This window comes from Pseudobacter ginsenosidimutans, from assembly GCF_007970185.1.
In the GTDB taxonomy this organism is placed as follows: domain Bacteria; phylum Bacteroidota; class Bacteroidia; order Chitinophagales; family Chitinophagaceae; genus Pseudobacter; species Pseudobacter ginsenosidimutans.
In genome coordinates this window covers 6,216,676-6,242,997 of the sequence record NZ_CP042431.1, presented here as the reverse complement: position 1 = coordinate 6,242,997, position 26,322 = coordinate 6,216,676, and the positions used below count along the sequence as shown (strand labels likewise).

14 protein-coding genes are annotated in these 26,322 nt (G+C 47.4%); all 14 read left to right on the top strand.

The genetic code is table 11. From position 1 onward, the window contains the following. Positions 1-267 precede the first annotated feature (267 nt). The 14 genes from FSB84_RS24515 (at position 268) to FSB84_RS24450 (ending at position 26,303) form a co-directional block, all read left to right on the top strand. On the top strand, positions 268-1,623 hold the full coding sequence (locus FSB84_RS24515) for a PKD domain-containing protein (protein ID WP_130540484.1): 1,356 nt from the start codon (positions 268-270) through the stop codon (positions 1,621-1,623). 10 nt (positions 1,624-1,633) lie between these two features. Beyond that, positions 1,634-3,352 (top strand): TonB-dependent receptor, encoded by a 1,719-nt coding sequence (locus FSB84_RS24510; RefSeq protein WP_130540483.1) that lies wholly within the window; start codon positions 1,634-1,636, stop codon positions 3,350-3,352. A gap of 19 nt (positions 3,353-3,371) precedes the next feature. Continuing rightward, positions 3,372-7,931 carry a hypothetical protein gene (locus FSB84_RS24505; protein WP_130540482.1) on the top strand — a complete coding sequence of 1,520 codons (4,560 nt, stop codon included), beginning with the start codon at positions 3,372-3,374 and terminating at the stop codon, positions 7,929-7,931. Positions 7,932-7,953: 22 nt separating this feature from the next. Continuing rightward, on the top strand, positions 7,954-10,044 hold the full coding sequence (locus tag FSB84_RS24500; RefSeq protein ID WP_130540481.1) for a fibronectin type III domain-containing protein: 2,091 nt from the start codon (positions 7,954-7,956) through the stop codon (positions 10,042-10,044). A 28-nt stretch (positions 10,045-10,072) separates the two neighbouring features. Further along, entirely contained in the window at positions 10,073-13,192 is a 3,120-nt protein-coding gene (locus FSB84_RS24495; RefSeq protein WP_130540480.1) for a T9SS type A sorting domain-containing protein, read from the top strand. Positions 13,193-13,221: 29 nt separating this feature from the next. Then, entirely contained in the window at positions 13,222-13,671 is a 450-nt protein-coding gene (locus tag FSB84_RS24490; RefSeq protein WP_130540479.1) for a lipocalin family protein, read from the top strand. Between the two features lie 36 nt (positions 13,672-13,707). Continuing rightward, complete coding sequence (locus FSB84_RS24485; protein WP_147122351.1) at positions 13,708-16,866, top strand: fibronectin type III domain-containing protein; 3,159 nt, start codon at positions 13,708-13,710, stop codon at positions 16,864-16,866. A gap of 17 nt (positions 16,867-16,883) precedes the next feature. After that, entirely contained in the window at positions 16,884-17,984 is a 1,101-nt protein-coding gene (locus FSB84_RS24480) for a hypothetical protein (RefSeq protein ID WP_147122350.1), read from the top strand. Between the two features lie 170 nt (positions 17,985-18,154). Then, on the top strand, positions 18,155-18,913 hold the full coding sequence (locus tag FSB84_RS24475; RefSeq protein WP_130540477.1) for a hypothetical protein: 759 nt from the start codon (positions 18,155-18,157) through the stop codon (positions 18,911-18,913). 223 nt (positions 18,914-19,136) lie between these two features. Beyond that, positions 19,137-19,904 (top strand): hypothetical protein, encoded by a 768-nt coding sequence (locus tag FSB84_RS24470; RefSeq protein WP_130540476.1) that lies wholly within the window; start codon positions 19,137-19,139, stop codon positions 19,902-19,904. A gap of 2 nt (positions 19,905-19,906) precedes the next feature. Beyond that, the gene (locus tag FSB84_RS24465; protein WP_130540475.1) at positions 19,907-20,572 is read left to right on the top strand and encodes a hypothetical protein; all 666 of its coding nucleotides are present in this window, start codon (positions 19,907-19,909) and stop codon (positions 20,570-20,572) included. A gap of 139 nt (positions 20,573-20,711) precedes the next feature. Beyond that, positions 20,712-21,317 (top strand): RNA polymerase sigma factor, encoded by a 606-nt coding sequence (locus FSB84_RS24460; RefSeq protein ID WP_130540474.1) that lies wholly within the window; start codon positions 20,712-20,714, stop codon positions 21,315-21,317. Between the two features lie 79 nt (positions 21,318-21,396). Then, complete coding sequence (locus FSB84_RS24455) at positions 21,397-22,620, top strand: FecR family protein (RefSeq protein WP_130540473.1); 1,224 nt, start codon at positions 21,397-21,399, stop codon at positions 22,618-22,620. 356 nt (positions 22,621-22,976) lie between these two features. After that, a complete protein-coding gene (locus FSB84_RS24450) occupies positions 22,977-26,303 on the top strand; it encodes a SusC/RagA family TonB-linked outer membrane protein (RefSeq protein ID WP_130540472.1) in 3,327 nt (1,108 codons plus the stop codon). Positions 26,304-26,322 lie beyond the last annotated feature (19 nt).

Here is a 26,322-nt window from a genome sequence, read left to right as displayed (position 1 = left end):
TACGGCTAACCGCAAATCTTCCTCTCTTTTCCAAACTATATAGCATAAATCAAATTTTCTTTGTAGATTGACCCCGGAATACAGATCTATTATCCCGTTAAACCCTACCCGGCATGAATCAAATCTACTCAGGAACCACACCAGGCCTGCCTTTCAGGATACTTCACACAAACCATCCCAGGAAACATCGAGCTTGTAAACCAACCATTGGAATTTCCGGTACTTAGTTACAGTACCCAATAATTTATTGCTTCTAAACCTTGTCTGATGAAACAGCGTTGGTTGGTTGTTGTATGCCTTGTGCTTACCGGAACCTTATTAAATTCCTGTAAACGCGAACAGGTGATTGATGCACATGCAGCATTCACCCATGAGATCTTGGATGAGAATTTCACCGTGCCCGTCAGGATCAAACTCATCAATTCCTCCACCGGAGGCAATCGCTTCAAATGGACTTTTGAAGGTGGAAAACCCGTCAGTTCCGATAAGCAGGATCCCGGCATCATCGTATTCAATGAAGCCGGTTCTTACAATATCAAACTGGAAACCTGGAATGAAGACAGCCGGGATGAAAAGTCTGTTCTCATTGATCTCGACAGCTCGGTCACCGTTGATTTCAGCACGGAGATACTCGTGAATGATTTTGCGCCCGCGCAGGTAAGGATCACAAATAATACCATAGGCGCCAGCGGTTTTAGCTGGAGCTTCAGCGGCGGTTCGCCGGGCAGCTCCAGCCAACAGGAACCAGGAACCATCACCTTCTCCGAACCCGGGGATCATGAGATCACACTAACTGTGAGCAATGGCCGTAAAACTTTCACACTCAGGAAAACCATTACACTCAAAGAATCGCTGCAACCTGCGTTTAGCATTGAGCCAGGTTTTGAGGATGAAGATGATGAATCGCCCCTGACCGCCACACTCAATAATACTTCCATCGGAGGAATCACCTGGAAATGGACCAGCACCGGTGGCGCCATCAGTAACGACACGGCGAGATCACCGGAGATACATTTCACCAACCCAGGCACTTATACAGTTACGCTCACAGCAGATAATAAAAAAGAAAAAAAGTCTGTATCGAATTCCATTACTGTATCACCTGATAATAACCTCCGCAGTTTTTCCAATATCAAACTGGGTATCAGTCTTGCCCACAGCAGTATCGGTTCATTCTTTTCCACCAAACTGAGAAGGAAATTTACTGCTGCAGATGATCTCACCGAAGCAGGTAAAGACATCGATATCATCTTTTACGGGTTGAGCAAAAATTTCAACTATAATCGTTTCATCAGCCCGGATTCTGCGGCGCATTATGCATTCAATCCCATTCCCGGTGCAGGTCCTGTAACGATTATCAATTCCCTGGAATATTCGCCCTATGCGGCTTTTATGAGCCCGGAACTATTTGATGGAATGAACAACGATCAATTACTGAGATCGATCACCATCGAACCAACAGCAAGCTCCTGGATGCAGTTCAATAACAGCACAGTTCCCAGAATACTGCTCTTCAAAAAGAACAATGGGATCAAAGGCGCCATCAGGATCAAACAATTTGTTCAGGAAGAACAACAGTCATATATAGTCGTAGATATCAAAGTTCAAAAAGAGCCCAGGTAAAACCGATCTTATGAAAAAATGCTGGCTATTGATCCTGTATCTTTCTATAGGCGCAACCTTACATGCGCAGCAGGTGGATATTGAAGGACTGAAGGATGTATTCAAGGCCAAACCGGTGAAGTTCAACGGTGGCGTATCTGCCAGCTCTATATTCTACGATGGCAATGGTAATACCGGTCGTGATCCCTTCACCTGGTATCTGCAAGGCAATGCCAACGCCAACATTTTCGGTAAGCTCAACCTGCCGTTCTCTTTCAATTTCACCAATGCCGGTTCCGGGTTTTCCTATCCCGTAATGCCGAACCGGCTGAGCCTGCATCCCACTTACAAATGGATCAGCGGACATATAGGCGATGTGTCTATGAGCTTTTCGCCATACACGCTGAATGGCCACCAGTTCCGCGGTGCAGGCGTTGACCTTTCACCCAAAGGCAACTGGAAATTCAGCGCCATGGCTGGCAGATTGCAGCGTGCCGTTGCTTACGACAGCGCTAACCTGAACGCAATGCCAGCTTACGAAAGATGGGGCTACGGATTCAAGACTGTATACGAAGAAAAATGGTGGAAGGCAGGCATCAATACTTTCTATGCAAAGGACAAAGCGGGCAGTCTTACCAAACCACCCGATAGCCTGGAACTCTTTCCCCGGCAAAACCTGGCCATCGCTTATGAGATCGGCATCAAGCCGGCCAAAGGAATGGAGATCACTGCCGAATACGCCAACAGCGCACTTACCCGCGATATACGCAACAATAATAAAGAAGCAATCACTACCGGCAACGGTTACATGAGAAAATTGATGAAAGGGAATTCATCCACCGTACAGTACGCTGCATTCAAGTCACAGCTCAATTACAGTTTTTTGAAAACTACTATGGGCGTGGGATATGAACGGGTGAACCCCGGATACACAACATTGGGCGCTTACTATTTCAACAGCGACCTGGAGAATATTACAGTGAACCTGGCGCAGAGCCTGCTGAAAGATAAAGTGAGTATGGCCCTGAACATTGGTTCGCAGCGGGATAACCTCGACAATAAAAAAGAAAGCACCACACGCAGATGGGTAGGCGCTATCAGCCTGAACTACCTGCCTACTGACCGCTTACAGACCAGCCTGAACTATTCCAGTTTCAAAACCTATATGAATATCAGGCCCCAGTTCGATTATATCAATAACGTAAACCCGATACAGAATTTCGATACGCTCAATTTTACACAATTGTCGCAGAACGCTTCGCTGAACGTGAACTATATCACAAAGCGTAATGAATGGCAGCAGCAATCACTCAATGTGAATGCCACTTTCCAGGACGCTTCTGATGAACAGGGTGGAGTAGTGGGCAAGGGTAATAGCTCACAATTCTATAATCTGGCTACATCCTATGGTCTGCTCTACCTGCAGCGCGGCCTCAACCTGGTATTCGTTTACAATCTCAGCTACAATACCATTGCCAGGAACGATTTCATTACACAGGGACCTACTGTTTCCGCCAATGCAAAACTGTTTAAGAAGAAGCTGACAACCGGCCTCTCATCTTCCTACAATAACAGTACAGCACAAGGGAAAAAGCAAAATAGTGTACTCAGTGTTCGCCTCAATGCTGCTTACACTTTACTGAAAAAACACAATATCAATTTCAGTCTGATCAATCAATACCGCTCAGTATTGAACAGGGGAAATAAGAGAGACCTGACGGGAACACTGGGCTATAGTTTCGGTTTTTAACAACACAACAAACGCAGTCATGAATTTTAGGATCATATACATTGTACTCTTCCTGCTGGCCGGCGCTTCGATCCGGGCCAATGACAGTTTGCGTGTACCGGCATTTGTTCAGCATGCATTACCGGATAGCGCTATTTCCGGGAAATCCATTTTTACACTTGCAGATTCTGTAAAAGTGAAAGAAGTGGCCAATGCCGCCGTGCAGAAAGTGGACGATCTCAACAAATGGCTGGAAACATTGCAGCCAGATGATCTGAATGAATTGCCCATCGGATTGAAGAGGACCATCAGTAATGTCACTTACAAGCTCGCCATCAGCAGTGCCATTTTCCATGAAACCTTTGCCGAGCTCACCATTTTTGCAAAAGTGGAAATTCCTCAGAGTCCAGGCCAGTTGTTCTTTGGTGTGAGTGGATTAAAGCTCTCTTACAAAGGAGGTATCATCGGCGATGCAAAGCTCTGCCTGCTCGGAAATGTGCCCATCAATATCAATGGCGGCAACAGCCAGGTAATACTGAAAGGAGGGTTCAATCTCAATAAAGGTCAGGCCGCCGACGATCTAACTTTCCTGAGTATGGACTGTAATGGGTTCAAGGAAATGGGTATCGCTGCCGATGTGGTTTTTCCCCGTTCATTGCTGATCCCCTGTGATCAAAATGGCGAACAGATCACAGATACCAAAGTACAGGTAGCAGGAAGTTTCAAATCAGTAGTGAGTGACTGGAACGATATGCTGGTGGCGATCAGTCTGCCCAAATTCCAGATCAGTGGTCTGGATGGTTTCGTATTCACCGTTACCAATGCAGTGTTCGATTTCAGCGATACCCGCAATAGTTCCAGTATCATCTTCCCACAGGGATATGAGTTGCGGCATATGAGCTATCCCAATCCCAATATGTGGCGCGGCGTGTATGTGCAAATGGTGGAAGTGATGCTTCCGAAAGCATTCAAAAAGAAAGATGCAAATGCCCGTGTGAGTTTTGGCGCGCATGATCTGATAGTGGACAATAATGGTGTGAGCGGATTATTCTATGGAAAAAATATTCTTTCTTATAGCAGTGGCTCAGCATCGGGATGGAAGTTCTCGGTGGATGAACTGAGTATCGGCATTGAAGCCAATCGCCTGGTGGCGGCGGGTTTCAAAGGCAATATAGGGTTGCCGGTAGCTGATAAGGATTCGCTTAGCTACGAGGCTGTTGTTACGCAGGATAACAAATACTGGCTCACTGTCAGCCCCAAAGGACAACTTGATTTCAAGCTCTGGCAGGCGCAGTGTACACTCGATTCAAATTCTTATGTACGATTGTTGGTAGATAATGGTGAATTCATGCCCGAAGCCAATCTCTACGGCCGGCTCACCATCAACGCTACCACCAAACCAGAAGGCTCCAAAGCAATCGCCAGTTTCAAAGGCGTTACTTTCCGGGGACTACGACTGCGCACGAAGAATCCCTATTTTTCGGTTGATTATTTCGGTTATGAAGGCGAAGTGAAAGTGGGGAACTTTCCTGTATCGATAGATAATATCAGTTTGGTGGCCAACAATACGCATGCAGATCTTGCATTCGGATTGAAGCTCACATTGCAGGACAATGCCTTCAAGGCCAGCACCCGTCTGAACATCGGCGCGGATTTCGAGAATAGCAATGGAACCCATCGTTGGAAACTAGACAAAGTAAGACTTGAAAGTATCCGTTTGGATAATGTGAAGATAGGAGGGCTTACGCTCCGTGGTGAAGTGCATTTCATGGAAGACGATCCAGTGTACGGCGATGGATTTGCCGGCGGTATCAATGCCACTTTCTCCGCGCTGAACCTGGAAGTGCAGGTAAGGGCCATCTTCGGCAGAACAAGTTTCCGTTACTGGTTTGTGGATGGATTGGCGCGCTGGTCGCCCGGAATTCCCGTGGTGGGGCCTGTGATGATCAATGGCTTTGCCGGCGGCGCTTACTACCATATGAGCAAGATGAATTCCTTTGCCGGCATCAGTAAGAATCTCATGCCCGAATACAAGCCCGACAATGCGCTGGGGCTTGGCATCAAAGCCGGTGTATTGTTTTGCGTTACCAGTCCTGAAGTAGTGAATGCCCGTGCGGAGTTTGAAGTAGCGTTCAACAATGGCGGTGGTATCCGCTATATGGGATTCTTTGGCAATGCAGACATCATGCGCGGCGTAACCGATGCAGTAGGGGAAGAACTGGAACAGGCCAAACAGATCTTTGCCAATGGTAGTTCCAAAGAAGCGCAGGCGATGGAAGGCATGACCGATGAACAAAAGCAACAGGCCATTGCAGCAGAACAGGAGCTGCGGGCCAATGATCCGCAGACGGCCGCGCAGGAAATTCCCTGTTCTATTGGTGGTCCGAACTTCAAAGGGCTCTCTGCCTACGTGGGCATGTCGTACGATTTTCAGAACAGGATCTTTCAATCCAATTTCGAGCTCTATCTCAATATTGCGAATGTGTTGACGGGCGTGGGAGAGAATTACCGGGCAGGCTGGTCCGAAATGTATTTTGCTCCCGGCGACTGGCATGTGTATATGGGCACGCCCAATAACCCGGTAGGTATCCGGTTTGGACTGGGAGGTTTTAGTCTTGAAACCAGTTCCTATTTCATGATGGGGACTAAGATCCCAGGCTCTCCACCACCGCCCGGCGAAGTGGCTGATATCCTCGGACTGGATATGAAGCAGCTCGATTACATGCGTGATCTTAATTCGCTTGGCGAGGGCCGCGGCTTCGCTACAGGAGCGCGGCTCAAAGTGCAGACAGGAGATCTTACTTTTCTCATTCTCTATGCCAACTTCAAAGCAGGGCTCGGTTTCGATCTCATGCTCAAGCAATACAAAGATGCACACTGCGAAGGCAGCAGCGAGCCGATCGGGATCAATGGCTGGTATGGCAATGCACAGGCCTATGTTTTTTTGCAGGGTGAGCTGGGTGTGAAAGTGAATCTCAAATTCATCAAGTTCCGTTTTCCTATTATCCAGGGAGCGGCAGCTACCTTGCTGCAGGCTAAACTGCCCAATCCGTCGTGGTTTGCGGGATATCTTGGAGTGAAGTTCAATATCCTCGGAGGACTGGTGAAGGGCAATATGAGTTTCAAGCTCACCATCGGTAAAGAGTGTAAAATTGTGCAGGGCAATGGCAAGGAAGCAGTGGTAGGCATGGCCGTTATATCCGACATCTCGCCGAAAGATACCGTGAACACCGACGTGTTCACTGCGCCACAGGTAGCATTCAATTTCGCGATCGATAAGGATATTCCAATACAGGATGATGAAGGCAACAAAACCTTCCGCGTTCAGCTGGAGCAATTCAACCTGGTCAACAATGGCAAGTCCATTCCCGGTGAGATCAGGTGGAATTCCAATAAAGATGTAGCCACTTTCTATTCCACCGAGATCCTGCCTTCCAAAACCAGTGTGAAAGCCACTGTGCGTGTGAGTTTCAAAGAACTGAAGAATGGTAGCTGGCAGACCGTTTACACGGATGGACAAAAAGCTGAAGAAAGTAAAATACTGGAATTCACTACAGGTACGGCGCCCGAGGCCATCCCACTGAATAATATCGAATATTCCTGGCCGGTAGTGGACCAGCGCAATTTCTATAAGGATGAGACCGTGATCGGTTATGTGCAACTCAAACGAGGACAAACCTATCTTTTCAGGATCCCCGGTTACAGGCAGGAACTTTCCTTTGTTGCTGCGAATGGCGGTCAACCCATCACTCTTCCATTCCAATACGATTCCGTGGCACGCAGGCTCAGCTTCAATGTGATCAAGCTGAAAACAGATCAGCAATACAAACTTATAATGTCCAGCGCGCCCATCGGGTCATCCGCATCAGGCAGCACTACACAGCAATCCACCACTGATGAGAACGGCCTGGAGCTGACCAACAGAACAGCGTCCAATGTGGCCCGGACAGATATTGCCAAAACCATTTTAGAATATGAATTTGTGAGCAGTCGATTTGGAAAATTTGCCGACAGGATGAACAGTTACAGTCTCACTTCCACCAGGGCAAGAAAACTGAGCTCTGACCTGATCAGTTTCACACAGGGTGTGGCCAATGCAGAAGCTTTTGATCTGGCTGAGCTCTCCGGAACTGACTATACAGCCGGGATCCCACTGGTGCAACCAGTAGCTGTTACAACAGACGATTATTTCAATAAAGACATGTATCCATTATTGTATGCTGGCCTGCCTTATGGCGATATTACTGTGAGTGACAGGGACACGGCTGAATACGGCCTCATCCCGTTACGTGCATTGCCTGTTTCGCCCGGTTATCTGTGGATGATAGAGAACGGGAATTATGCTGATCCGCAGGTGACGCAGTGGCTGCCTTATGTATATGATCTTCCATCTTACTACAAATCCGATTTCCATGATGTACAGAACCAGCTGGTGAACAGGTATCTCGGTACACCACTGCAAAAGGATTATGAAAAGATCATCAATGGCTATTATCCATTCATCAGGCAGGGTATCTACAGCGTGAATTACCAGTTTGTGCTGCCCGGTGGCGCAAAGGGAAGCTCCTTCACTGTTCCTTACCGTAATGATCTCAGGTAGACGAAAAAAAGAAAAGAGAAAAATGAAAAAACTGTTTTCCATATTTTACTTATTCCTGTTTCCGGTGATGCTGATGGCGCAGACTGCCGTTAAAAAGCCTCAGCCTTCCATGCGCATGATCGGCAGGGCAGACAGTTCACAGAAAGCCATCTACCTCCGCTGGGCATCCGCCAACGCTCAGGCCTGGAAGACGAATAATAAATATGGCTTCATACTGGAGCGATATACCGTGATCCGAAACAAACAAATGCTGGCGCAACCGGAAAAAATGGTACTCACGCCAGCGCCCTTGAAACCAGCTGTTTTGGAAGAATGGGAAACACTCGCAAAGCTCGACGGTAATGCTGCCGTGATAGCGCAGGCATTGTATGGTTCCGATTTCGATGTGAGTGTGAATGAAAAAGGAGCAGCAAAGATCATGGCGCAATCGCAGGAACTGGAACAACGCTTTTCCTTTTCCCTGTACGCCGCAGACAATTCATTCGAAGGAGCCATGCTGGCCGGCTGGGGTTATGTCGATAAAAATGTAAAACCAGACGAAAAGTATCTCTACCGGCTGAAACCCGCTGCTCCGGCTCATTTGCTGAAGCCGGACTCGGTTGGCGTATTTATCAGTCCGCTTGAATTTGAACCATTGCCTGCTGTGCAGGAACTCATCGCGCAGTTTGGTAATAAAGGCGTGCTATTGAGTTGGGACATTCAGATGCTCTCTCAGTACTACGCCTCTTACTACGTGGAAAGATCGGAAGATGGAGGCGCGAACTTCACAAAGCTGAACGGTCTTCCTGTTTCTAATTTCGACGACCGTACCGGCAAGCAGACCCGCATGTACCTGATGGATTCGCTTCGCGAAAATGGAAAAGAATACCAATATCGCGTGCTTGGTGTAAATCCTTTGGGGCAAACAGGACCAGCTTCGCCTATCATCAAAGGAATGGGTAAGGAGCTGTTGTCTGCTGTTCCGAATATCCGAAAAGCATTTGTTGACAACAAAAGTATGCTGCAGGTGAACTGGATATTCGACGAAAAATTCAATAATACCATCCGCGGCTTTGTACTGAAGCGGGCCAGCAATATCAATGGCCCTTATGAATTGTTCAGCGATACCCTTACTGCTTCGCTCCGGCATACCACGCTGAAAAAAGAACTGGCTGCCTCCAACTATTTCACCATCTCCGCCATTGCCAAAGAAGGCGAAGGCAGCACTTCTTTTCCTGTATTGGTACAGCCGGAAGACAGTACTCCGCCGGCTATTCCCGTGAACGTAAAAGCAATAATCGATACCAATGGAGTTGTAACGATCTCCTGGGACAAGAACCATGAGCGCGACCTGATGGGATACAAAGTATTCAGGGCGCAAAAGAAAGGAGAGGAGTTGGTGCCGCTGGTGGATTCCGTTTACTACGGTAATAGTTTCAAGGATACGCTCAGCCTGAAAATGCTGAACAAGCGATCTTACTATGCCGTCACGGCGCTGGACCAGCGTTTCAATCAATCCGAAAAATCCGTACTGGTGGAAGTGAAGAAACCAGAAGTGATCCCGCCATCTCCTGCAGTGATCACCAGGTTCAAGGTGGAAGGCAATGCTGTAATGCTCAACTGGATCTGTAGTTCCGATTCCGATGTGGTGTCGCATACAGTGATCCGGAAGATGGCCGGAGATACAAGCCAGCCAGTGGAGCTGATCAGTTTTGCGGGAAGATCGCTGTCCACTTTTACTGATAAAGAATTGACAAGTGGAAAAACATACAACTATTACGTGGTGGCCAAAAGCGAGGGCGGTCTTACAACTCCTTCGGAAGAGCTGAAAGTGGCCACTGTGGCAAACGCAGCGAATGCATCTTCCCAATTCACTAAAATGTATGCTTATGTGCAGCCCGATAAAAGAAGGATCGAGATCACCTGGGACCATAACATGCAGCAGATAGTGGAATACCAGGTTTATCGCGCCGAATTGGGAAAGCAACTGGCGCTATGGAAAGTGCTGCCCGCCGCACAGATGGGCATCTACGATAACAATGTTCAGCCCAATACGGAATACCAGTATGGTGTGATGGCCGTGTTCAGTTCCGGCAGTTTCAGCAGCATGAAAACCGTATCGGCAAAATATTAGGTTCCACTAATGCTTTAAGACAATTGTGATGAGAAAATATTTATTCATATTGTGCTTGCTGGCTTCCTTTGCATCGAAGGCCCAAAGCTATAATGTGGAGCTCACCAACCTGAGCTTCAGGGTGATCGATGGTGTAAAGAACAATACCACCTCGCATCTTTTGATAGAGCTGGTAATGGCGGACAATTCCAAACGGCAACTCTATTTCAGGCACCTGGGAGAATCCGGCGACAATGAGAATGACTGGTGGCTGAACCCACCCATGACCGTTAGTCAGCTTCCTGTGGCAGTCCGCTCTTCCGGATTCGTGAACTTCCGCAGCGGAACAGACGCTGATTATGATCAGACAAATGACATCAGTATCTGTAACGTAAATGGTATCAGCGTACCCTCCGGTACGCCCAGGATGACCAGCATCACTTTCAATGTTAAATTCACGCCCATTCTTTCTTTAAGCAGCAATTCAACACTGCTCCCCGATAACGATAAGATCACCCTGAATGCCACAGCCGGTTTCCCTTCCAATGTTTACAACTGGGAGTATTCATTGAATGGCTGGGAATGGGACCCTTTTCCTGCATCCACCAACAGCGCCGGCAAAGCTTCTGTTGATGTTTCACTTACTGATCTGTTGCAACCAGGGCAGGTAAAGATCATCGGCGAGAACACCTATATCCGCATGCGGACCTGTACCGATCTTTATTCCAATGTGATCACTTTGAACAACAGGCTCTCTTCGCCAAAGATCACAGGTCTTGCAGTTAATCCCAACAAATGTTTCGGAGAGTCCAATGGCAGCGTGAAGATCCAATTCGACAGGGAATTGTATACGAATGAATTGCTGAATATCTTCCTGGAAGATACCACCAGCGCAACAGGATATAATCATTCCATCATCAACCTCACATCCCTGGATCCCGGCAATACCATCACCTGGCCATCCGAATTACCTCCCGGCGGCTACAGGATAACGTTATTGGGAAAATACCCGAACGGCAGTATCGCCACGTATACAGATGGCCCATTCCATGTGGGAAGGTTCGGGTTTACAGGTCCTACAGCCATGAACTTCAATTCTACCAAAAGGGATGTGTATTGCAATGGTGGCGCAGACGGAACCATCACCATCAACACCACAGGTGGAGTGGGGAATTACCTGGCTGGTTATAGAAAAGTGCAAAACGATACCTATACCTGGACCAGCTTTGCATCCGCCGGAACGCATACCATTACCGGCCTGGACACCGGCACTTACTATCTGCGCATCCGCGATGGCAATGATTGTATGATGAAAGACGCCGGTGGAAAAGAAGTGATCGCAACCATTACCATCGGGCAGCCTGCAGAACCATTGCATGTAGACAATTACCAGGCCATCAATCCGCTGGCATTCGGTTACACCGATGGCAGCATCAGGGCCATCCTTACCGGTGGAACGCCCGTCAATGGCGACAGTTACAACCTGCAATGGACAAACGAAGCCGGCGCCCGGCTCACGCCCGAACCGCCATCCACCAATCCTTTCACCTCCATCCTCCAAAATATCGGCGATGGCAAATACATCTTGCAAGCTACAGACGCCCATTATGCGCTTAGCTCCGGCGCCAATGCCGAAGGCTGTATCACCAGGGATACGTTCACACTGGTAGAACCAGAGCCGCTATTGGTAGAGATCAGCGAGTATCGTTACGTTTCCTGCAAAAATCTGTCGGACGGAGAGCTTTATGCAAAAGCGCAGGGTGGGATCGAGCTACCCGTCTTCCGTTACAAATACCAATGGCTCCGTAATGAGAACGGAACCTGGACAGATATTTCGCAGTCAGACAGTATCGCTATCAGGCTCATTGCAGGGCTGTACAAGATCATCATTACAGACAGGAACAATATCTCCAGAGAATCTGATCCATTCCTGCTCACAGAGCCGGACCTGCTTACCCTCGATCTGAGCAGCACACCGCTCGTTTGTAATGGCAGTAACAATGGGTCGGCCAGCGCCCTGATCAATGGCGGCACATTGCCGTACTCACTGGAATGGACAACCGGTGAGACGAGTCAAAGCATTTCCAATCTTGCGCAGGGAACATATATGGCCTTCGTGAAAGATGCAAATGGTTGCCAGGTGCAGCAGCTGGTAAAGGTTACATCACCTGATCCCGTCAGTCTCAGTAACCTGGTGGTAAAGGACGCAACCTGTTACAAAGGCAACGATGGAGCTATCAGCTTCACTGCCACCGGTGGCAGTTTCCCTTACAATTATAATTGGAATAATGGACAAAACACCAGTTCCCTGAATGGTTTGTCTGCCGGTGAATACAGGCTCACACTCACAGACAGCAAGGGCTGCCCGCTGGAACAGATATTCACTGTTAATGAACCACCACAACTCACCACTTCACTCAAAGAGAAGATCACCTTATGCGCAGAACAAGTCTATGAAGCCGATGCAAGTATCCAGGATGGTGTGATCTACAGCTGGACGGCCAATAATGGTTTTTACGCATCAGAAGCCAAAGTGCGGTTGAATCTCGCGGGCGAATACTATGTATCTGCTACCACCTCCAATGGCTGCGTGGTGAAAGACACCGTTGGCGTAACCCAGAGCAATGCCGTAGTGGCGGCAGAAATGCTGGCTTCCTCACAGGCATTCGCCAACGAAGAAGTGATGCTGGTGAACATAAGCAAACCCGCTCCTGAAAAAGTGGAATGGGTGCTGCCTGATAATGGCACTTCCATCATCAGGGCCAATGATCAATATGCACAAGTGAAATTCAGGAATACAGGACATTTCACCATCGGCATGAAAACCATGGTGGGCGCCTGCGAGAAACTGGTAACGCAATCGATCACCATTGTACAGCCTGAAGCCTTCAATGATCCCGGCCCCGCCAATTCGCCTTTCATCAAAGAGTTCATGGTGGCGCCCAATCCATCCGGCGGACAATTCACTGTGAAGATCAGCCTGGAAGAGAAAGCCAGTATCAAACTAAGACTGATAGATCTGAACACCGGCGCTACTGTGCACCAGCAACAGAAAAGCGGTGATAAGCTATACCAGGTTCCCTACCAGCTTTCGCTCAATGCCGGTATCTATTCCCTGGTGCTGGAAACTGCAAAAGAGTACAGGATAATCAAAGTAATGATCCTTTAAATTTTATAATCAATCAGAATATCCCAAAAATGAAAAAGACAATTTTTGCCCTCGCTGCCATCGCCGCTTTAACCTTCACTGCCTGCGATAAGGACAAAGACAATTCATCGCCCAACCAAAACCAGCTCCTGGGAAAATGGACGCCGGTCAGTACCAAAGAGAAAGTGACGGACACCAAAACAGGCAACTTTACCGAAGAGGACCTTGAAGTGTATGCCGGCGACTACATGGAGTTCCGCGATAATGGAAAAGTGTACACCCGCTTCAGCAATCCCAATGAAGGCCCGGGTTTTGACCCGCATGATACGCTGGCTTACACTTACAAAAGCAATATCCTGACCATCGACGGAGAAGATATGACTGTTTCCGAATTTACCGGCAAGACCCTTATTTATACCCTGGAGGAAAGGGATGGGGATGATCTCTGGCAAACAACTTATTCATTCAGGAAATATGGATCGTTATATCTCTTTAAGTAGGAAGCACACCAATTCTTTTCTGTGAAAACTTTGCCCATGGCCCGTTCCATACGCGTTTTATTGCTGAATGTTCTGCTGCTGGCTTTGCATTGGCCGTTGCATGCACAGGTGTATCCTGTGCAGGTAACGCCCCGGTTGCTGCCGCCCTATACACTCAATGTGAGCGACTATCATATGGGTACAACCGAAAAATTGGTGGTGCTTCTTACCAATACGGACCTGAGCAAACCCACGTTGCAGGTGAGGCTCAAAATGAGCATTCAGGGCCAGAATGCAAAGCTCATCAACCGCGATGAAATGTATTATCCGCCCATCACGCTCGATGCAGGTGTTCCGCTCCGCGTCAGCCTGAATGATCTGGCTCCCTATTTCAATGCAGACAATCTTGTATTGCAAGGCATCACCCGCGCACAATACCTGCAAACCAAAAAACTTCCCGAAGGATTCTACCAGTTTTGTTTCGAAGTGTATGAATATAATACCAACAGGCTGATTGGCCGCAGCAATTGCGCCATGGCCTGGCTCTCGTTGCTGGATCCGCCCTTACTCAACCTGCCGCGGAACGGCGAAAGCATTGCCTGGAAAGAGCCAACCAATATCATTTTCCAATGGACGCCCCGTAATATGGGGAGTCCCACTGCCGCTTTCAACACCGAATACGAATTCACGCTGGTGGAATTATGGGATAATGCTATAGCGCCCGCAGCCGCTTTCGGTACATCACAGCCATTGTACCGCACCACCACGCAGGCCACCACCTTACTGTATGGCCCAACCGAACCTTTGCTGATACCAGGCAAACGCTACGGCTGGCGTATCAGGGCCCAGGCCTCCGATGGCAGCCAGAACAGCGACACCTATCGCAACAACGGGTACAGCGAAATATTCTGGTTCACTTATCAGCAGGATTGTCCGATGCCTTTCAATGTGCAGAGCGAAGTGAGTGGCGGCAGAGCTAGCATCACCTGGAATGCTGCCCTGCAACAATCCCGCTTTGTGGTGGAATACCGGGAAAAAGGACAAACAGCCAATCAGTGGTATTCCGTGAACAGCAGCGTCAACCGCGTAATGCTCTACGATCTCAAAAAAGATAAACAATACGAATATCGTGTAGGCGCTTTCTGCGATGTTAATGGCAACGCGCCGTATCCCGCCAATGGCGCGGTATACAGCGATATCAAAAGCTTTGTGATCAACGGCAGCAGCCTTGAAGAGGGAGCCGGATGTAATATCCTGCAGCCAGAGCTGACCGTTGCGAACAGAACGCCGATTCAAACGCTCATGAGCGGTGATGTGATCACCGCAGGCGACTTCCCTGTTAAACTGATCACTGTTCAGGGGCAGGGGACCTTTGCCGGTACCGGTTATATCACTATTCCTTTCATCGGCAAAGTGGCAGTGAAAGTCCATTTCAGCGGCATCACTGTGAACACTGATAAACAACTGATCGGCGGTATCATCGAAACCACTTATGACCAGGAAGAAAAGCAACTCACAGATATAACCGATTTCACCGGCGATCCAAAGAGCGTGGCCATTCTCAGGGAACTGAAAGATCATATTCCTGAAGCGGCTACAGCCACACTCGATGAGCTGAAAGAGTTTATAGACAAACTGGCCGAAGTATCCCCCAATACAATCGATAACGCTCTCGCCCTGACGCCTTCTGAGAAACAGCAGTTGAAGGAATATATCAACCAAATGAAAGAAGCGAAGGATGTGCTGGACGATGAAAGCGCAACACCACAGCAAAAAGCGGAGGCCGAACAAAAACTCCGCGAGGCCGTGAAGAATGCAGGTCCGATTGTGCAGAAGCTCGGAGAAACAGTAGGGAAGGGATTGCAATCCGTAGTGAGCAAGTGGTTCCAGAATGTTCGTGAATTCTTCAAAGGGTACAAGGGAACCGATGCAGACAAGCAACAGGCCACTCAATGGCGCAGGGCCACCGATAGCCTGGTGACCATTTTGATGAAGAGCAAGAACGTTCCCCAAAGATTGCTCGATTCGCTGGATCGTGCTACCAGGACCGCTTCCGGCGCCTGGCTGGCATTGGAACGGGCTACGCCTTGTAACGGTGTGGCTTACCTGATGCCGAGATCGGGGCCGAATATCGGAGAAAAATTCATGAATGATTTCGATTGTTATACTGCGCTCGGTAATGCGCAATACGATGTGATAGACAAGGTATACGAGGTAAGCGTCAATAATTTGTTCGATACAGAGAATGATATTTTGTATGATGAGCTGATCATCAGGAACACCATGGTAGATGGTATCATTTATACGCCAGATGGGAAAAAATACAAGGCGAATGGGGTCCTCCTCAATTATCATGTAGACCTGAATGGCGCCCTGACTTCCTTTACTTTCAATAACAGGGCGTATGTAGCCTGTTACAACTTTAACAGGAAAACCGGACAGCAACGGGCTTTCAAAGGATATGTGGATTCGGAGAGTGTTGTAGCAATCAAAGATTCCGCTGGTTATTTCAGCTGGGAAAAGGCGGAAGCAGATGGTTTTGTTTTCCAGATAGACAAATACTGGGATCTGCAGGAAGCCAATGCAGATAAAGTGAAGATGATGGAATATGCCTTCGAGACCCATCAGAAATCACTGACCAATGATAGTCCTGAGATCAGGAAAGAGATCCTCGATCTGATCCGGCAATTGCCGTCGCACATCTTCGTGATCTCCAAAGATGAGAACTATGTTGGTTACCGCGACCTGGAAAAACTAAGGGATATGCTGCGGGGCCAATTGAATATTGTAACGAAAGCCGTTACCGATATCCAGGTGTTGATCGATGAATACAAGAAGATAAGGGGCAACAGGTCCGCAGAGCAGATGCAGAATTTGTTCGACAGCAGGGACCCTGCCTGGAAGATCAGATGTGATATCACAAAGGTGCTGCAGGAATGGAATGTATCGCTGGTGAACCATTCCAGTCATTTTCCCGCCCTGGGTTGTTTTGAAAAATTAAGCAGGGAACAGCGGCTGGACCTGTTGCAGATCATGTTCGAGCAGCCGAACCTCACAACGAGTCAGCTGGGGACAGGCAAATATTGTCAGTTTACCAATTATGGTGAAGAGATAGTGATCGCTTTACTGAAGTTTGCACCCGATGCCGATAAAGGGGCCATCATTGGTTACTTCAAGAGCAATGCAAAAGTGCTTCCACGATTATATAAAAAATAGACAACAAGAATATCCTGATGAACGATACCAATTTCGATGCTTTTATCAGGGAAGTGATCAAGGCGAATGTGGTTTACCTGGCGGCTAAAAATGAAAAACCCAAACCCGATGCGCCTACCATTCTCTGGAAATCTGGCGAAGGTCTGGAGTTGGTAAAGTGCGTCAGCTTTACGGATGATGGAAAGGTGGTGATCAATTATGCCACATTCGATTTGTCGGTTAAGAGTATTATACTTCCTATGATATTGCCTGGTATGGGGTCATTAAGTGGATTATCGTTCCAGAAGAGTAAGGCTGTTGAACCGCTGGAGACCATCAACCTGGTGATACCCGAGCCTGATGAGAAGTATTTCCCGGAGCTGAAGAATGTAGCGAAATTCCCTTACACCATACAGATACCCGCTATATCCGCAGCCTGGATGGTGAACAAGGTTACGAACGATAAGATCCAGTTGGGTATCGATTTGGCGCTCATTGCTCTGAGCGCAGGAGAATATGCTGCTGCCAAAGGCGCATTGCAATACATCTGGGTGAGTACCAAGATTGCCGTTCCGCTGGCCAATGAACTGATGAACCAGCCGGCCGGCAGACGGGCTATTGAAAGGCTCTATGGAGTGGACGAACCCAATATCAGCCTGGCGGAAAAGGAAAAGCGCAAGGCAAGGGCAGAAACTTTCATCACCAATTACGGCATTTTCACCAATCTCGTGAATGCAGGCGCGATGGGCGAAGGGATGTACAGTGTGTACAAGAGCGTTAGAGGATCGGTAGGGGATATGAAGTCGCTCGGCATTACAGATGAATCCGGAATCATGAGAAAAATGGAAACGGATCTGAACAATTTCGATGATGCCATACCAACGGAAATGAGGATGGGCAAATTAGGGAATAATGTACTGGGTGAATCAGCGCTTGCCAGACAACTCAGTGCAGGCAAATATAGTTTCATCAGCAGGCACCTGGACGAAATGACCGGACCTATGCAAGTCAGGTTCATGGAGGATTTCGGGAATGCAAGTGAGGATGTGCTGAAAGCACTCAATAAACAAAGTTCTGAACTTATGGATAGCTGGAAAGGCTTCCGTAAGAAATATCCAAAGGAGGTTTTATGTCAATAAGAAATTCCATCACAGCATCCGGTTTGCTGCGGTTTGTACTTACATGCGTGGTTAGTTTTATGTTGCTGGCCGCAAGGGGGCAATGCTTTTTGGATGAGCTTTCCAAAGACCTGGTAGATGCCAAAACATCCCAGGTATTTAAAAGTTTCATTGCAGGGAATGAAGATGCCATGTACGCCTACAAAAAACTTTGGCAGGCAAACCGGACCGAATTGCGGAAAAGTGCAGATGCATTGTTCATTTATACTGAGGCTATCAGGAATCCAAAGTTAAGGCAACTGGGATTTACAGATGATATACTTGCCCGGGTGAAAGGGAGCAGGCTGGATGAAGGTTCATTCGTTACCGTTATGACGGACCTCGACAGATTTGGAAAAACGATGGCTGCTCATCCTACGATAGAATTCGATAATTTTGGAAGTCTCATTGGAAAGTTGACGGATGGGAACCCCCAGAATACGCAGGCTGCGCATTGGATCATTCAGGATCTGACGGAAAATGCGAATGATTTTGCAGGAAAAAAATGGAATATAGAGTTGTCTGTTAAGAATAGTGATGATAACTACGCCTTTATAGATCTGGCCAGTAATGGTGATCCTCAAAAATTCATTGAATACAAATGGCTCACCATAAATACAGTTTCAAAGGAGGATTTTATTAGGGAATTTCTAAAAAGAGATTTGTACAATCCTGATTTGAGGGGGCTTTCTCTGTTGGAATGGCGGATCAAAGGGAATAAGTTGGCAAAGGCTAAAGTGCAGGAGTATTTGAAGTCGGCAGAAGGGAGAGAAGCCCTTGAAAGCCTTGGTTACGAAAAGGCAAAAGCTCTCTTTCCGGATGATATAGCCAAGTTTAATGAAGATAATTTTGTAAGTTTCATTATAAACAAATTCAATCAGGATGATGTCTTCAGTGCGGTTTTTAAATAAATTAGTAGATGTTCAGCGTTTTTTGGTTTTTGATGATAAGGAGTTTTGTTTAAAGGATAAGAAAGTTAATATCTATAATAGAGGGATACTAGAAGATTCATTTCAATTCAACTCAGGTAGCTTTTATCAATATGGTCATTTATTGTTTTCCAGCAAGAATTTTTATTATTCAGTTCCGGATAGTGCAGTAGTAAATTTAACTGATTTGGATGGTTCTTATTTTATGAACCTGTTTCATAAGAATCTGATCACATTTAATGGCGAGAATCTGCTGGTATACGACTTTGAAGAAAAACGTATCGTTCATAAGGGGCCATTATTAGAAGACAGGGGGCCCTGGGCCATGAACGAACATGGATTCGTATGCATGGGCAAATCATTTCTTTCTTTTTATGACTACCATAACAATCGTCATGTCTGGCAACATCAATATTCAGAACTCCTGAAAGGAATTGCTGTAGACACTATCGGAAATTTCATTACTATCGGTGATCATCTCTTTGTTTGGGTATATGATGATAAGGACTCACAGAACCATTCCACTTTCCGTATCAACATCAACACAGGTGAAGTAATTCAGGAATACAAAGGATTCGGAGGAACGCTGATACCATTCAATGGCCACATGATTGGTAAAGCATCAAAACATGAAGCGGCTATTTTGAACACCCTGACCAATGAAATTACCAGGTATGATCTTTCTGATCTCCTCAATCCCCATGAAATCGAGTTGAGCTGGACTCTTTGCCAGTTTTCAGAAGATGGATTGCTTTATTTCGTTGGCTCTTCCAGGTCAAGATATGCGATCGGTTCAAAAAACAAGATCGGTATCATAGACCTCAACACCCAATCCCTCTTATGGCATACCGCCATCGATATCCCAGAAGGTAACCACAACATCAACCAGGCGGTAACAGCAATCAAAGTCCAGAACAATCTTCTCTACGCCCATTGTTCTGATTATACTGTACATATTTTTGAAATGTCATAGCCATGAAACACACCATCTTCTTCCTGTCCATTTTTCTATTATCCATCACTTCTGCCTTTACTCAGAGTGTTCCCGTTCCCCCCAACTACACCGTCATCGACTCCATTTTCGGTGACCTGGACAGAGACGGTATCTATGAACTCGTTGCCTCATACACCACCCATCAAACCAAAGATTTCAATGATAACTATATCCGCGAACTCATCATCTATAAAAAAAAAAACAAGCAATGGACTGTTTGGAAGCAATCCAGTCAGGCTTTAACCGCCAGCAAAGACGGCGGCATGATGAGCGATCCTTACGCAGGCATTGAAATAAAAAATGGCATCCTGATCATCAGTGAAGATGGCGGCAGCAGTTGGAAATGGGCGAGAACAGATAAATACCGCTACCAGGATGGCGAGTTTTACCTGATCGGCTACTCAGAACATTATGGAAAGATCTGTGAATATTGGATGGATATCGACTTCAACCTCCTCACCGGACAATGCATTGTAAAAAAAGAATACGAGTCTTGCGAAGATGGAAAACAGGAAGTATATAAAAATAGAAACGAAACCTTCATCAAAAAAGGCATCAAAATCACGATGCAACAACGCAAAGAGAACGAGATCATGATCACTTCCCCCAAATACAAACACGAGCTCCATATCTCCACTAACCAGTAATTGTCACTTCAACTGAAATTCGTAAAACCCGCCATCCAATCAGCGGCTCTATCCCCATTCAATTGGAATTTGCTTATCTTGCGCATGCCAACCTTTCCTCATTGTTATAATTCTTTAATTACCAGGCTTTCCCCGCTTAGTGGCAGTAACTGAAATTGAAATACAGGATGAGTTTGCTTTGATGCAGCAGTTCCGTGCAGGGAGTGAAGAGGCATTCACAACAGTGTACAGGAATCTCTATCGCCGTGTGTTCTGGTTTGCCAGGAAATTTGTACAGGACATAGAAGATGCCCGGGACCTCACTGCAGAAGCCTTTATCCAGGTCTGGCAGCAAAATCAAAATTTCAACGACCTCAACTCAGTTGAAGCCTTTCTCCACGTTACCGTCCGCAATAAATGTTTCAATCTCTTGAAGCACCAGCAAATGAAGGCTGGTCGCAGGGATGAGCTGCTCCGCCAACTCCAGGACCGTGAACAGGGCGACTTCTTTGAGGAACTCCTGCAACTCCAGCTGGTAGGCAAGATCTACGCTGAAGTGAACAAACTTCCCCCGCGTATGAAAGAAATATTCCTCCTTTCTTATCGGGATGGTATGAAACCTGCCGAGATCGCTTCACTTTTACAAATAAAACCTCAGACCGTGATCAACCAGCGGATCACTGCTGTAAAGCTTCTGCAACTTGCACTGGGAAAAGATTTCATGCTGTCTGCCATACTACTCCTCGGGTGCCGCGACATACTCTGATCCGGGCCACTTCCAAAAAAATAGGAAAAATGTAAAAATGGACTGGTTGATTTTGTCCGCTCAATTGTTATAGGGGCTTATGACCCATAATCAGCACCTTATTGACCTACTGACCGGGCACCTGCGGGGCGATCTTTCAGCCACTCAGCAGGAGCAGCTTAACCTATGGATCTCCCAGTCGGATCGTAACCGTCTTCTTTTTGAATCCATCAACGATGAAGAACAACTGAAAGAGATGGTGCTCTTGTATCACCAGGAAGAATCCGAAAACAATGAAGCCATCATCCTGCAAAAGATCAGGCAGGGTATGGGTGGCTCCACCGGAATGGCGCCGGTAAAAGAATTGCCGGTCCGCAGCAGCTGGACCTGGGGCTGGGTTGCAGCCCTGGTGATAGTTTCAGCAGGCGTGGGCGGTTATTTTTTCCTGAATAAAAATGGAAAACAGGAAACTGCTATTACTGAACAACAGGAGATCCTTCCGGGAAAAGATGGCGCCATCCTCACCCTCGCAGATGGAACCCAGGTAGTACTCGATAGTCTGGGTAATGGCGTAGTAGCCACTCAGAATGGCACGCAGGCAGTGCTGAACAACGGAGCATTGGCCTATTCACAGGAGGCTGGCAAGACTGCCTCTGTGTTCAATCAGCTCTCCACGCCAAAAGGCAGGCAGTTCAAACTGGTATTGCCGGACGGAACAAAGGTCTGGCTCAACGCAGCCAGCTCGCTCAGGTATCCCACCGTGTTCAATGGGAATAACCGACAGGTGGAAGTAACAGGAGAAGTGTTCTTTGAAGTGGCGCAAAACCATCGTCAGCCTTTTTATGTGAATGTGAATAACCAGGCACAGATCAGGGTGCTGGGCACGCAGTTCAATGTGAATGCCTATTCCAATGAAACCATTATCAAAACCACGCTGGTGGATGGCGGCATACAAGTAAGGCCAGGCGCAGACTTCGATAGCAGCTCATTCGTAACGGTGAAACCCGGTCAGCAGGCTGAGATCAAACCCGCAGGCAACAAGACAAGCCTTCAACCCGTACGCATAATCAACAATGCCAATATCGATAAAGCCATCGCCTGGAAAAACGGTCTCTTCAATTTTGAAGACGCAACCCTGGAAGAAGTGATGAGGCAGGTGGAACGCTGGTATGATATTGAAGTGGTGTACGAACAAGGTATCCCCAATATCGAATTCGGTGGAAGGATGAGCAATGATATGAGTCTGTCGGGCTTACTGAAATCGCTTATAGAATCAGAAGTGCATTTCCGCGTGGAAGGACGCAAGCTGATCGTAATGCCATAAAACGGAAAAACAATAACGGAAAAAATAGAAAGGTATAAAATAGTAAGATAGAAAAGTTGAAAAAAGGAAAGTAGAAATATAGAAAAATGGATCGTCCCAAAAGCAAAAAACCGAAGGCGCTTGCAACACCTTCGGCAAAGTAGCCGGGTCGATTTAAACGCACGCTAAGCATTTTTAACCAACCAAACTGTAACAAAAGTATGCCCAAAACTGCTACTTGTGACCAGTGTGACACGTCTTTTTTGTGCAAAGGGCCAAAACCCCATGAGAATCGCCTCCGGCACAGTTCCGGAGTATATTCTGCTGTTCAGGGCCCTGACGTTCCTGCACTGCTCACAGCTTCAATGATTAAAGCTATGAGACTGTTAACCATCTTTCTTTTTGCCTCCTCCCTGACCGTTTCGGCCAACTCTTTCTCGCAGAATATTTCACTCTCTGCGAAAGGACTTCCCCTGAAACAACTGTTCCAGGCAGTGGAGAAACAAACAGGTTTCGTGTTCTTCTACAACAAACTGTTACTGACAGACACCAAACCTGTGAGCATTGCAGCGGATAATATGCCGCTCAGCGATTTCCTGGAATCAGTGCTGCGCCACCAGCCCCTGAGCTTCCGCATCGAAGGAAAGACCATTACGCTCTCGCGGAAAGCCATTGAATCACCCCTTCACAATTTCGCCAAAGAACTGTTTGCTCCTGCAGACACTGCACGCCAGATCAAAGGCGTTGTGTCCTCGGACTCCAATGAGCCCATTGCCGGCGTAACGGTAATGGTTAAAGGCACAAAGCGTGGAGCCTCCACAGATGCGAAAGGAGCGTTCACGATCGCCGCGGAGACCGGACAGGTACTCGTTTTCACCGCCATCGGTTATGAACAAACCGAAGTACGTATAAAGAACAACGATCGCATCACCGTTAAGATGCTTCAGTCCGTTTCCTCCATGCAGGACCATGTGGTAACAGGCATCTATCAACGTAAAAAGGAAAGCTTCACGGGTTCTTCTTCCACTTTTACAGCAAAGGAGCTGAAAATGGTAGGCAACCAGAGTCCCCTGCAGGCATTGAAAACACTCGATCCTTCCTTTGCAATTGTAGAGAATTCCACTTTCGGTTCAGACCCCAACCGACTGCCGGATATCGAGATCAGGGGTAAGAGCAGTGTGATCGGCTTAACGGAACAATATGGTACCAATCCCAACCAGCCTTTGTTCATTCTCGATGGCTTCGAAAGCACTCTTTCTGTGATCAGCGATATGAGCATGGACCGCATCGAAAGCATCACCCTCCTGAAAGATGCAGCTGCCACGGCCATCTACGGCTCCAAAGCAGCCAACGGCGTTGTGGTGGTGGAAACAAAACGCCCGGCGCCCGGACGCCTTCGTGTTTCCTATGACAATTCCACTTACTTCAGTTGGGCAGACCTGAGTGATTATAATCTCATGAATGCCGCTGAAAAACTTGAATTCGAGCGCTGGTCAGGATTTCTCGGCTCCATAGATGCCAATGGGAATTTCGTCACCGCCGATGCCGATGCCAAATACAACAGCAGGCTGGCTGAAGTGAAACGCGGCGTGAATTCCTATTGGATGAATGAACCCCTTCGCTTCGCCACCAATCAACGGCATTCTATTTTTGCTGAAGGCGGGGATGCTAACCTCCGCTATGGTGTTACCCTCAATTATGCCGATAACCAGGGCGTGATGAAAGGCTCAGACAGGAAGATCACCAGTGGTAATGTGAAACTAATGTACCGCAAGGGAAAACTTTCCGTCAACAACTCTTTGACCATCGATGATGTGAATGCCACCAGGGAATCCATTCCTTTCTCCGCATTCTCCCGCGCCAATCCGTATTTCCGGAAATACAATGAAACGGGCGGCATCAATAAAATACTGGAATCCTTCACCTGGGTGGACCTTGCCAGCAGCACCCCTGTTAAAAACGAAACCTACTATAATCCCCTGTATGATTTCCATAACAGGAATGTGAACAAATCCAGGTCCCAGGGCTTTACCAACAACTTCGAGATTGAATGGCGGATCCTTACTGAACTGAGAGCGCGTGCGCGCGTAGGGATCATTCAGCAAACCCTGAGGGATGAAATATTCAAATCACCTTTCAATTCAGAATTTGCCAGCACTGACCCGCTTTTGCAGGGCACTTATTTTGAGAACAATGAAAGGAAAGTGAACTATGATGGCGACTTCAGTCTTACTTACGGAAAGCTCCTGGCTGAAAAGCATATGCTCAACGTAGTGGCCGGTATGCGCGCAACGCAGGTCTCCAATGTGGGCAGCTCCTACGAAGTGCAGGGCTTCATCGGCGACGAGTTTCCCAACGCTGCTTTCGCATTCGATTATTCCGAAAGCAAACGCGCCGCTTATCTGGAATCCAAACGCCGCAGCGCCAGTTATTTCCTGAACACCGGGTATGCTTTCGATGAACGCTTCCTGCTGGATGCAACAGTCCGTTCAGATGGCGCTTCCGTATTTGGAGCTAACAGGCAGTTCACCACTATCTGGAGCATGGGACTTGCCTGGAATATACACAATGAAAAATTCTTTCGCGACCGTGCTTACGAATGGGTGAACAGCTTCCGTATCCGCGGTTCTATCGGTAATCCCGGCAACCAGAATTTCAGTGATTATGTAAGCATGAGGGTGTACAGGTACAACAATGAAAACCGGAACCCGTTTGGGCCCAGCGTGATCGTGAGCAATTTCGGCAATCCTTCCCTGAAATGGCAGAAAACGCTCGACCGCAATATCGGTCTGGACCTGATCACGCTCAAGAACCGCCTTCGTATCAATGCCGACTATTTCGTAAAAACGACAGACCCGCTGCTGGTATTCGTGAATGTACCTTCTTCTTCCGGCGCCAGCAGCGTAACAGATAACCTGGGAGGGCAGGAGCAGAAAGGATTTACACTTGTAGCCAACTACACACTGCTGCAACGAAAAGACCTCAACTGGATCGTCAACATCAATGGCCGCCATCTCCGTTCCCACTACACCAATTTCGGCAATGCCCTGAGCAATTTCAACGAAAAGAACAAAGGCGTGAACATGACCCGCTATTATGATGGTGCTAGTCCTTCCGATCTCTGGGCAGTCCGTTCACTCGGCATCGATCCTGCCACCGGAAGAGAGATCTTCCTCACCAAAGATGGCAAACAGACTTTTGTACACAATTATAAAGATGAAGTAGTGGTGGGCAACAGCGATCCGGACCTGGAAGGTATTATCGGTACTTCCATTTCCTACAAGGGGTTCTTCGCCAATATCAATCTCCGTTATCGTTTCGGTGGACAAATATTCATGCAAACACTCTATGATAAAGTGGAGAATATCGCGTATGAAAAGATCGGTTTGAACCAGGACAGGCGCGCATTGACAGACCGCTGGCAGAAACCCGGAGATAATGCCAAATTCAAAGCCATTTCCGATTCAAGATCGAATCCAATGTCGTCCCGTTTTGTAGAAGACAATAATATCCTGGCCGGCGAAGCCATTTCTCTGGGATACGAAAATTCGAAAGCCCGCTGGGTGAAAGCGATCCACGCTTCATCCGTAACCTTAAGGCTTTACATGAACGATATCTTCAGGGTAGCAACGGTAATGAATGAACGCGGGATCGATTACCCGTTCGCGAGATCGATGTCGTTCTCTGTAGGTGTGCGTTTTTAATTGATAACAGCCAAAACGA

Excerpts from the sequence above, each read along its gene's own strand:
- FSB84_RS24510 (WP_130540483.1), top strand. The coding sequence starts at position 1,634 with ATGAAAAAATGCTGGCTATTGATCCTGTATCTTTCTATAGGCGCAACC.
- FSB84_RS24490 (WP_130540479.1), top strand. The coding sequence starts at position 13,222 with ATGAAAAAGACAATTTTTGCCCTCGCTGCCATCGCCGCTTTAACCTTC.
- FSB84_RS24505 (WP_130540482.1), top strand. The coding sequence starts at position 3,372 with ATGAATTTTAGGATCATATACATTGTACTCTTCCTGCTGGCCGGCGCT.
- FSB84_RS24450 (WP_130540472.1), top strand. The coding sequence starts at position 22,977 with ATGAGACTGTTAACCATCTTTCTTTTTGCCTCCTCCCTGACCGTTTCG.
- FSB84_RS24455 (WP_130540473.1), top strand. The coding sequence starts at position 21,397 with ATGACCCATAATCAGCACCTTATTGACCTACTGACCGGGCACCTGCGG.
- FSB84_RS24470 (WP_130540476.1), top strand. The coding sequence starts at position 19,137 with ATGAACCTGTTTCATAAGAATCTGATCACATTTAATGGCGAGAATCTG.
- FSB84_RS24515 (WP_130540484.1), top strand. The coding sequence starts at position 268 with ATGAAACAGCGTTGGTTGGTTGTTGTATGCCTTGTGCTTACCGGAACC.
- FSB84_RS24475 (WP_130540477.1), top strand. The coding sequence starts at position 18,155 with ATGTACGCCTACAAAAAACTTTGGCAGGCAAACCGGACCGAATTGCGG.
- FSB84_RS24500 (WP_130540481.1), top strand. The coding sequence starts at position 7,954 with ATGAAAAAACTGTTTTCCATATTTTACTTATTCCTGTTTCCGGTGATG.
- FSB84_RS24465 (WP_130540475.1), top strand. The coding sequence starts at position 19,907 with ATGAAACACACCATCTTCTTCCTGTCCATTTTTCTATTATCCATCACT.
- FSB84_RS24485 (WP_147122351.1), top strand. The coding sequence starts at position 13,708 with ATGGCCCGTTCCATACGCGTTTTATTGCTGAATGTTCTGCTGCTGGCT.
- FSB84_RS24480 (WP_147122350.1), top strand. The coding sequence starts at position 16,884 with ATGAACGATACCAATTTCGATGCTTTTATCAGGGAAGTGATCAAGGCG.
- FSB84_RS24495 (WP_130540480.1), top strand. The coding sequence starts at position 10,073 with ATGAGAAAATATTTATTCATATTGTGCTTGCTGGCTTCCTTTGCATCG.